Source organism: Neobacillus niacini (genome assembly GCF_046591715.1).
In the GTDB taxonomy this organism is placed as follows: domain Bacteria; phylum Bacillota; class Bacilli; order Bacillales; family Cytobacillaceae; genus Neobacillus; species Neobacillus niacini_L.
Genome location: NZ_JAWVNQ010000012.1, coordinates 103,718 through 113,504 on the forward strand (window position 1 = coordinate 103,718; position 9,787 = coordinate 113,504).

Here is a 9,787-nt window from a genome sequence, read left to right on the forward strand (position 1 = left end):
ATTCTTCACCTCTATAAGTCTATTTTTTTTACTTTGACTTGGTTGAATATAGATTCAAAATTTGCTGTATTAATATAACCTGTTACGTCTTCCATCGCATTTAGTATCCCTGTCGTCATTGCCGTTTTTAACACAGCCTGAACAGACTGCCTATGCTTAACTGCAACTGCGAATCCGGCCACAGTGGCGTCACCGGAGCCGACAGGGTTCACCACATTAATTTTCGGTATGGTTACCTGGTAAAAGTCCTGCCCATTCTTCACAAAGGCACCGGAGCACCCCATCGATACAACAATCCATTCAACGCCCTGAAAATACTCGTTTGAAAGTGCCTGGCTGAGACTTTCTATTCCAGGTTCCACATTGATGCCCAGAAGCTGAGATAGCTCCGTGATGTTGGGCTTAATCGCAAATGGTTTAACCTCATTTACCAAAACCTGTCGCAATGATTCACCCGAAGTATCAACGACAATCGGAATTCCCCGCACATGACTCCGTTCAACCAACTCCCGGTAAAAGCCTGGCGGTAATCCCTTGGGCAAACTGCCCGAGATTGTCACTAAGGAAACATCGGTTAGCAGACTTTCATATTTTCTAAGGAAGGCGGCCACGTCTTCAGCTGTCAGGGTTGGGCCCGATTCTAAAATTTCCGTCTGCTTGCTGTCGTGGAGAATAGCAACACAGTTTCTGGATTCTTGACTAATTTTCAAAAAGTAATTTTCAATCCTGTCTTTCGAAAGTTCCTGAATAATAAAGTCCCCAATCGTACCGCCCAGTACGCCAGTCGTCACAACTCCTTCTCCCATTTGCTTGATGACCCTGGCTACATTTAATCCTTTACCGCCTGCTGTTTTACGAGCCCCTTCGACACGGTTGACATCATCGAGTTTGAAATCAGGAATTGGGTAGGAAATATCAACAGATGGGTTCATTGTGACAGTTAAGATCATTGGAATACCTCTTTCCCCTTAAAGTTTTTAGCTTGGTACCTGCAATTACCATCAAGATACGTTGCCATTAATTCCAACTGTGGCGTCAATACAATAAAATCTGCTGCAAGTCCTGCAGCAATCCTCCCACATTCCCCATCTTGCTGAATACTTTTTGCCGGTGCTGTGCTTGCCATATATATCGCTTCTTCTGGGGTTGCAATTCCCCAATTGACGACATTTTTAACTGCATCAATTAATTGCAAAATACTGCCCGCTAAGCTGCCGCTTTCCAAAGTGGCGGCCCCTTCCTTCACCACAACCGGAAATTCTCCCAGCTGATAACGTCCTTCCGGCATACCGCCTGCCATCATACAATCGGTAACAAGGAGTGTTGCCTTCCTGCCCCGTGCATTCATTAGAATGTTAGCAGCAGCAGGATGAACATGGTGACCATCACAAATAACTTCGGCAAACACATTTGGCAGACTCATAGCAGCTCCCGCCATACCAGGTTCACGATGGTGCAGCCCGCTCATGCCATTGAAAGTATGTACAAAAATAGAGGCACCCTTTTCTACCGCTTGCTTTGCCACCTCATAAGGAGCGTCGCTGTGAGCCAAGGCAACTGCGACTCCGTTGTTCACAGCATGGCCGATAAATTCTGCCGCTCCCTTCCTTTCAGGTGCAATTGCAATTTTTTTTATAAAATGCCCAGATTGATTCTGCCAGTTTTCTAACAATTCAATGGAAGGGTCACAAAAGTAGTCCTTGTTTTGTGCCCCTTTATGTTTTTCGGTAAAGAAAGGACCTTCTAAAAAGATTCCTTTTATCTTTGCACCAGTAACTTTTAAGTAATTTTCTCCAATCATCTTGACCACTTTAGTCAGCGTCTCAGTAGATGAGGTTAACGTAGTCGGTAAAAACGATGTCACACCCGAAGAAAGCAGCCCCTCTGAAATGGCATTCAAGCCCTGAATGTTATTGTCCATGACATCATGATTTTTGAATCCATGGATATGAGTGTCAACTAATCCAGGTGCAATCCAATATCCGCTGAAATCAATTACATTTGCCGATTCATTGGGATGTACTTCAGAAAAAGCAGCAAATTTTCCATCTTTTACTTCTAAGAAACCAGGTCCATACACACCGTCATGAAGAAAAAACTTATCGGCATATACATAACAATTCATTTCTTCACCTCTGTATTCACAAGGGGAAGGCAGCCTAACTCACTCATAAAGGCATCCGTGCTTGGCTCCCTAATTCCTTGTATTCATGAATGGTAACGCCTTTTACTACACGATTGACTGTGCCGCTTGGTGATGGTGTATCGGGTTTATTCCCGACTTTAATGGCAGAAAGTAAGGAAATCGTTTGACCAACCATTACATAAGGCAAGGACAAATAAGCATCCGGTATGTTTCTTCCTTCGTTGTCGAATGAGAAGGTGTCACCCGAATAATTATTATCCCCTTCCACGACGATGGCACAAACCCTGCGGGCAATCTGGTCCTGCTTTAATTCATTTAACATATCCAGATCGTATTGCCGGGTATAAGGCTGGTTGGAAACAAAGCAAAAAATGACTGCGTTTTCATTTACAAAGGACTTCGGGCCGTGACGGAACCCAAGAGATGAATCAAAAGCAGTGGCCATTTTTCCAGCTGTTAATTCCAGCACCTTCAATTGAGCCTCTCTTGCCAATCCCTCAAAGCCTCCGGAACCAAGATAAATAATTCGATCAAAATCAACGGAAATCAGCTTTTCAATTAATTCTTCTCTTTGAATCACACTTTCACCCAAACGAGAGATTGTTTTCACAATTTCATCTTTTTCCCCATCAGATAACGTATCAAAAATGAGCAGTGCAATTAACGTCATACAGGTGTAGCTCCCAGTCATGGCAAAGCCTTGATCATTTGACTTTTCTGGCATTAATAATAGAAGGTTTCCGTCATCGCCTGCTGCCTGCTGTGCAAGCTTTCCATCCTTTGAGCAGGTTATCGTAATTTGGTAAAGATTGTTTACGATTTGCTGGGCGAGCTCAACAGCTGCCACGCTTTCCGGACTATTTCCGCTTCTGGCAAAGGAAACAAGTAAGGTAGGAATTTCAGCTTTCAAAAATTGGTACGGGTTTGAAACAATGGATGTTGTCGGCACACTCTCTAAATCCCATTGCCATTCATCGACTTTACCCTTCAAATAAGGTGTAACGGTGTCACCCACATATGCTGAAGTACCTGCACCAGTAAATATCACACGAACACGATTATGCTTTTCTTTAATATTCTTCAAAAATGATGTTATGGCCTCCCGTTTCTCTCTGTACAAACTAAAAGTCTCCGCCCACAACTGGGGCTGCTGTTGGATTTCTGCCGTTGTAATCTCTGCTCCTAGGAGAACTAATTTCTCCTTACCTAAAGTAAACATTCACTTACACTCCTTATATAATGTTTAGATATTTTCATATACCTTTAATCCCGCACCAATCACGCCATTATCCTGCTTAATGGCAGTTATGGTCATTTGATCTAATACATGATGTTGTTCAGAGATTTGATAGGTTTTAAGTTTTTCTTTCATTATTTCAAGCAGGAAAGGGTTATTGGCAATTACGCTGCCGCCAAATACAATTTTGTGCGGGTCTAGTAAACTAGAAATCGTGTAGAGCCCCTGGGCCAAACTATCTGTCACCTCTTCAATAATTGACTGAACCTCGGGTTCCCCTGCTAGATAACGTTCAAAAACATCCTTAGTGGAAAGCTCCACACTCAGAAGTTCTTCTGCCTTTTTGGCAATAGCAGGTCCGGCAGCTGCATTTTCCAGCCTCTCAAATTGGGGCGCATTTTTCTTTGAGAAAATAGGAATCAAGCCAATTTCCCCGGCAAATCCCGCCCCCCTAAAAAAGGACCCGCGGTGGATGATAGCACAGGATATGCCCGTGCTAATCGTTACATAGACAAATGTTTCCTCTCTGTTTCCGCCGGCAGCCTTCCATTCCGCAAACGCGGCCGTATAGACATCATTATCAATTACTATTTTCTCAATTCCGAACGCCTCCCGAAGACGGCGTGCAACTGGGAACTGCTCCCAAGGTAAGTTGTTTTGGAAAACTGCAATTCCGTTATCCCGGTCTACCTTGCCAGGGACTCCAACACCGATCCCTGTCACGTCCGTTATCGAAAGAGTTGAATCTTCTAAAAGTAGTTCCACTGCTTCTGCCACTCTAGAAAACATTTTTTCTCTATCAGAAGGATCACTTTTGACTTCAGTACGTTTTTGCAATTCCCCATTCTCTGTAATGATTCCTGCTGCAATTTTTGTACCGCCAATATCAATACCAATGGCCCTTTTCATTCCCTGCACCTCGATTTATATTATTTATCAACAAACTCTGAGTAGATGGGTTGATGGTACAAGTTGTAGTGAAAGAAAAGCTCATAGTTATTTTGCTATGAGCTCATCTGCTTTGTAATTTCATTATAACACTTCAACTTGTAGGGTCAACCCAACAATTTAAATTTTTAGAAAATTCATTCCAGGTAAATTCCAATATCAGTTTAAGTTAGTTCAGTGTAAAAACGACAGCGGTCACCACGAACAATAGAACGACAAAATTCTACCGGTACTCCGTTTGTGTCATAAGCTGTTCTTTCTAATAGCAGAGCCGGTCTCCCTTCTTCTGTCTCGAGGTACTCACTTTCATCTGATTTAATTAAAACAGGTTCGAATGCCTCGATGGCTCTTTTTATAATGATATTTAATTCCTGTTCAAGAAAATCATAAAGAGAGATTTGTCCCACTTTATTCAACATAGACATATCTGGTATAACGCTTTTTGGAAAAAAGGAGGACTCTAGTATATAGGGATCATCTTCCACACAGCGCAGGCGCTTCATTTCAATGACCGTTTCATCATCCGAAATTTGAAGCTCTTGGATAATCTCTTGAGTCGGTCTAACTTCTCTTATTTCAATTAGGATATCCTTAGGGGTCAATCCTTTTTCCTTAAAAACTTTGCTAAAACTATATAAACCCATTAATGACTGCTGCAGCCTTGGCTTTGCAACAAATGTGCCCTTCCCTTGTTTACGGTAGAGCAGTCCATCCTGGACCAATTCTTCAATTGCTTTTTTTGCCGTATTTCTACTGACATTATATTCATTCACTAATTGATTCTCAGAGGGTATTTGATCTCCTGGCTGCCATTCCCCTTGTTCAATAGAATGTTTTAATCTTTCCTTCAGTTGATGGTAAAGTGGTATAACACTGTCATTTTGCAGCGGCTTCATCAAAATCTTCCTTCCTATTCATTCCGAAAAATTTAAACTCATTATACCACAACTTGTACCATCAATCCACCAACCAAGTTTTAAATGTTGTTAAAAATGCATTTATTTCCTATTGTTAACGAACTCACTTGAGGGTCTAGCAAGTTTTATCCTCAATCTACAATATGAGAGGATTGATTAATACAAATATCCCCCAAACTTTTAGTTTGGGGGGCAGGCTGTAGAGAAAATCTTGAAAGCCTTTAATATCTTTAACAAGGACAAATCCTTCTGCCAGCGCTTACGATTTGTCACCAAGATCCCGGATGAAGGACAAATCCTTCTGGCTGGACAAACGATTTGTCCTCAAGACCCCGGATGAAGGACAAATCCTACTAGCTGGACAAACGATTTGTCCTCAAGACCCCGGATGAAGGACAAATCCTACCGGTTGGACAAACGATTTGTCCTTAAGACCCCGGATGAAGGACAAATCCTATCGGTTGGACAAACGATTTGTCCTTAAGACCCCGGATGAAGGACAAATCCTACTAGCTGGACAAACGATATGTCCTCAAATGGCATGTATAATATTTACCTAAAAAATCTGGAGGATAGACTCAGAGAAAAAAATTCCCTTTCTCGACAGTCTGTCCCCCAAACTTTTTGTTTGGGGGTTTTTATATCTTCATAAACTTTTTTATCCTACTCGTACCTTAATGCCTCAATCGGACTCAGTTTAGACGCCTTGTTTGCAGGAAGTAATCCAAAGATAATCCCGATGAATGCTGAAAAACTAACACCTATAAGAACAATTAACGGACTAACGGAAGCTGTAATTGGCGAAAACTCCGAAACAAGGATACTCCCTATTGCTGCCAGCCCGATTCCAATTAAACCTCCTAGTGAAGTTAATGTGATGGACTCAATTAGAAACTGGAGGAGAATTTTGCTTCGTGTTGCACCAATCGCTTTCCGGAGGCCAATTTCTCTTGTCCTCTCTGTTACAGACACTAGCATGATGTTCATGACACCAATTCCGCCCACTAAGAGGGAAATACCTGCAATACTTCCAATAAGCAGTGTTAGTAACGAAATCATTGTGTTTAGTTCTCTTTCATAATCTTCGAAGTCATTTGTTGAATACATGCCGTTTTCAAGACCCTTTTCAGCTGTTAACGTTTCGGCTGCGAGCCTGCCTGTTTCGGAAATGTTTTCAGGATCACTTGCTATTACCTGTAATTGTTCAATTTCTCGGTTACCGAACATCATGGAGATGACAGTGCGCGGCATTAGCATCTCACCGGTTTCCGGATTACGAAATTGCTCAGGTACTGGTGATTCATACACCCCCACCACTTTGTATGGATTATCATTAAGGTCAATAATCTCCCCGATTGGGTTTTCGGATTCCTTAAAGAATTTTTCCCTTGCTACAGTATCAATCAACACTACCCGGTTCAAACCATCATTATCTGCGGCATAGAGAGCACGTCCTTCTACTACCTGAATATCCCTGGCCGTAAAGAATTCCGCACCAACACCGGTAATTTGCATTTCACTCTGTTCATCATCATGTGTCATCATTCCCCAGCCTTGATTCGTTGCAACCACTGCCTTTACACCTGGAACCGCAGCAAGTGTCTGAACATCTTCAGAGGTTAATTCAGGTTCCTCCCAAAACATTTCTGATTCATCTTCAGGCGGGATATATTCATAATAAATATCAATCGCATTCTTATCTGTACTAAACAATTCATCTGTCATTTGCTTCTTCGTACCTTGTCCAATTGCTACGATAATAATAACGGCGGCTACACCAATGATAATTCCCAGCATCGTGAGAGTAGACCTTATTTTATGATTCCAGATGGACGAAAGCGCAATTTTAAAGCTATCCCATATATTCATGAAGACACCCTCCGGTCTTCGGTAATCTGGCCATCTTTTATTGTGATTACTCTCTTTGCATAGGCTGCAATTTCTTCTTCATGGGTAACAATGATAACCGTTTTTCCTTCTTCATTAAGCTGTGTGAATAGCTTCATTATTTGCTCACTTGTATGTGAATCAAGTGCACCTGTGGGTTCATCGGCTAAGAGAATCGTAGGATTATTAACAAGAGCTCTAGCGATGGCAACACGCTGCTTCTGACCGCCAGATAATTGATTAGGTAAATGCTTCATCCTGTCACCTAACCCTACTTTTTCTAGCAGGACTTTTGCTCTTGCTGTTCTTTCACGCCTAGAAATTCCAGCATATACAAGCGGGGAAGCAACATTCTTAATCGCGTTGTCTCTAGGAAACATGAAGAATTGTTGAAAAACAAAACCGACATGTTCATTTCTTAGCTTAGCTAAGGTGCTCTCTTTTGCTGCGGCGATTTGCTGACCATTTAATTCATATGTACCAGAGGAAGGGTAATCTAAAAAGCCAATGATATTCATCAGTGTAGATTTACCAGATCCAGATGGACCCATAATCGCAACAAACTCGCCCTCTTCTATATGTAAATCAATGCCATGCAGCACCGGAACCTCTAATGAACCCTTGCCGTACACTTTTGTAATATCATTCAACTTCATCATATGATGTCACTTCCATTCCATCATGCATTTCTTCTGTTGGTGTAAGGACCACAAGTTCTCCCGGTGTAATTCCTGATGTAACTTCAATAAAAGCATCATTCATAACGCCAGTTTGAACCTCACGTCTTTCTAATATTCCATCTTTTAGAACATAAACGATCTTAGTTCCGGCTTCATCGATAAGAGCAGGATGTGGGATAGCCACTTTTTTGGCTGCATCACCAGCTTTTATTTCTAAGGAAACATGGAAGCCTTGACGTAATTCGGAAGTATCATCAGTAATCGTAACCTTAAAAGGATACATGGTTACATTACCAGCTCCGCCGCCTTCGAATCCTTCACCACCGCCGCCATCAGCATTTGGGAATTGCGAAACAGATTCAACACTACCCTTCCATTCACGATCTTTAAATACTTTTGGACGGATAATAACTGGTTGTCCTTCCTTAATCTTTACTGTATCGAATTCACTCATCGACCCAATAACTTTATACGGTTGACTTGAAATGATGTGGATGACAGGTTCTGCTGCTCCTGCTTCTGTATTTGCTACATTTTGATTTACTTTTACAATGATTCCATCCATTTTACTTACAATCGTCATTTCACTTTTTTGTGCATTCAACTCTTTTATTCGGTCTTCAGCAGATGTAATTTCAGCCTTTGTACTTTCATATTGCATTTCTTGTTGGATTTTTTCATTCGAAAGCTGGTTAATGTCCTCTTGTGAAACAAGCTCTTGTGCAGCCTCAGTGCTTTCTGCAGCTTGTGCTGCTGGTTTCTTTTTAGCTTCTTGAAGCCGCTTGTTGAGATCGGTAATTTGATTTTGCTCTGTTTTCCCTCTGCTTTGCAGCAGTTCTTTCTCACGGACAGCTCTTTTTAATTCGCTATCTATTTTTGAAGAATCATAGATTACTAGCGGGTCACCCGCTTTAACTACTTGATTTTCTGTTACTTTAAATTCAGTGATTACCCCTTTTTCAGGTTCTAAAAAGACCTTTTGCTCACTTTCCGGGACAATTTTACCCGTTACAAGGATTGATTCTATTAATTCTTGTTCACTAACCTTTTGTACACTAATACTCATGACACCCTCATCTATACTTACTGATTGTGTACCTGTTTTTGCGTATAAATATGTACCCGTGCTTGCAATAGCAAGTATCCCTACAATAGCTGCTGACCAAATCCATACCTTTTTCTTCACTCATATACCCCCGTGGAATCTATTTATTTATTCTAGTATCTACTATATAGATACTGGAAATATTTTCAACAGGTTTTTATGGTAAACTTTTCTATTTGTTATCGATAGATTCTATATTGGAAAATATACTGGTCTATTCTGAGTGACCACTTCTTCCCTTTTTATGATGTTTCGGGCTCTCATTGCTCTTATGAGTGACCGCTTCTTCTCTTTTTATAAGGGTTCGGGCTCTCAGCTCTCTTATGAGTGACCGCTTCTTCTCTTTTTATAAGGTTTCGGGCTCTCAGCTCTCTTATGAGTGACCGCTTCTTCTCTTTTTATAAGGTTTCGGGCTCTCAGCTCTCTTATGAGTGACCGCTTCTCTCTTTTTATAAGGTTTCGGGCTCTCAGCTCTCTTATGAGTGACCGCTTCTTCTCTTTTTATAAAGGTTCGGGCTCTCAGCTCTCTTATGAGTGACCGCTTCTTCTTTTTTTATGAGGTTTCGGGCTCTCATCGCTTTTATGAGTGACCGCCTCTTCTCTTTTTATGATGTTTCGGGCTCTCATCGCTTTTATGAGTGACCGCTTCTTCTCTTTTAATAAGGTTTCGGGCTTTCATCGCTCTTATGAGTGACTGCTTCTTCTCTTTTTATGAGGTTTCGGGCTCTCAGCTCTCTTATGAGTGACCGCAGCAACTCTTTTTATGAGGTTTCGGGCTCTCAGCTCTCTTATGAGTGACCACTTCTTCTCTTTTTATGATGTTTCGGGCTCTCATTGCTCTTATGAGTGACCACTTCTTCTCTTTTT

General features: G+C 41.5%; 8 protein-coding genes. All 8 read right to left on the reverse strand.

All coding sequences use genetic code 11. The features are described 5' to 3' along the window. Positions 1-11: 11 nt before the first annotated feature. Entirely contained in the window at positions 12-950 is a 939-nt protein-coding gene (gene lacC / locus SFC47_RS21470; RefSeq protein WP_411256558.1) for a tagatose-6-phosphate kinase, read from the reverse strand. Continuing rightward, positions 947-2,125 carry an N-acetylglucosamine-6-phosphate deacetylase gene (nagA, locus tag SFC47_RS21475; protein WP_411256559.1) on the reverse strand — a complete coding sequence of 393 codons (1,179 nt, stop codon included), beginning with the start codon at positions 2,123-2,125 and terminating at the stop codon, positions 947-949. The genes lacC and nagA overlap by 4 nt, the downstream gene beginning before the upstream one ends. Before the next feature lie 43 nt (positions 2,126-2,168). Next, positions 2,169-3,365, reverse strand: coding sequence for an SIS domain-containing protein (locus SFC47_RS21480; RefSeq protein WP_411256560.1), 1,197 nt, complete (start codon positions 3,363-3,365; stop codon positions 2,169-2,171). Positions 3,366-3,389: 24 nt separating this feature from the next. Next, positions 3,390-4,292: an ROK family protein gene (locus SFC47_RS21485; RefSeq protein ID WP_411256561.1), complete on the reverse strand. Its 903-nt coding sequence runs from the start codon at positions 4,290-4,292 to the stop codon at positions 3,390-3,392. 203 nt (positions 4,293-4,495) lie between these two features. Next, positions 4,496-5,227, reverse strand: a complete 732-nt coding sequence (locus SFC47_RS21490) for a GntR family transcriptional regulator (RefSeq protein ID WP_411256573.1) — start codon at positions 5,225-5,227, stop codon at positions 4,496-4,498. A gap of 684 nt (positions 5,228-5,911) precedes the next feature. Then, positions 5,912-7,117, reverse strand: coding sequence for an ABC transporter permease (locus tag SFC47_RS21495; protein WP_411256562.1), 1,206 nt, complete (start codon positions 7,115-7,117; stop codon positions 5,912-5,914). Next, entirely contained in the window at positions 7,114-7,794 is a 681-nt protein-coding gene (locus tag SFC47_RS21500; RefSeq protein WP_411256563.1) for an ABC transporter ATP-binding protein, read from the reverse strand. The genes SFC47_RS21495 and SFC47_RS21500 overlap by 4 nt, the downstream gene beginning before the upstream one ends. Beyond that, positions 7,778-9,001, reverse strand: coding sequence for an efflux RND transporter periplasmic adaptor subunit (locus SFC47_RS21505; protein ID WP_411256564.1), 1,224 nt, complete (start codon positions 8,999-9,001; stop codon positions 7,778-7,780). The genes SFC47_RS21500 and SFC47_RS21505 overlap by 17 nt, the downstream gene beginning before the upstream one ends. Between the last annotated feature and the right edge of the window lie 786 nt (positions 9,002-9,787).

Coding starts and splice junctions, on each gene's coding strand:
- lacC (WP_411256558.1), bottom strand. CDS start 950: ATGATCTTAACTGTCACAATGAACCCATCTGTTGATATTTCCTACCCA.
- nagA (WP_411256559.1), bottom strand. CDS start 2,125: ATGAATTGTTATGTATATGCCGATAAGTTTTTTCTTCATGACGGTGTG.
- SFC47_RS21480 (WP_411256560.1), bottom strand. CDS start 3,365: ATGTTTACTTTAGGTAAGGAGAAATTAGTTCTCCTAGGAGCAGAGATT.
- SFC47_RS21485 (WP_411256561.1), bottom strand. CDS start 4,292: ATGAAAAGGGCCATTGGTATTGATATTGGCGGTACAAAAATTGCAGCA.
- SFC47_RS21490 (WP_411256573.1), bottom strand. CDS start 5,227: ATGAAGCCGCTGCAAAATGACAGTGTTATACCACTTTACCATCAACTG.
- SFC47_RS21495 (WP_411256562.1), bottom strand. CDS start 7,117: ATGAATATATGGGATAGCTTTAAAATTGCGCTTTCGTCCATCTGGAAT.
- SFC47_RS21500 (WP_411256563.1), bottom strand. CDS start 7,794: ATGATGAAGTTGAATGATATTACAAAAGTGTACGGCAAGGGTTCATTA.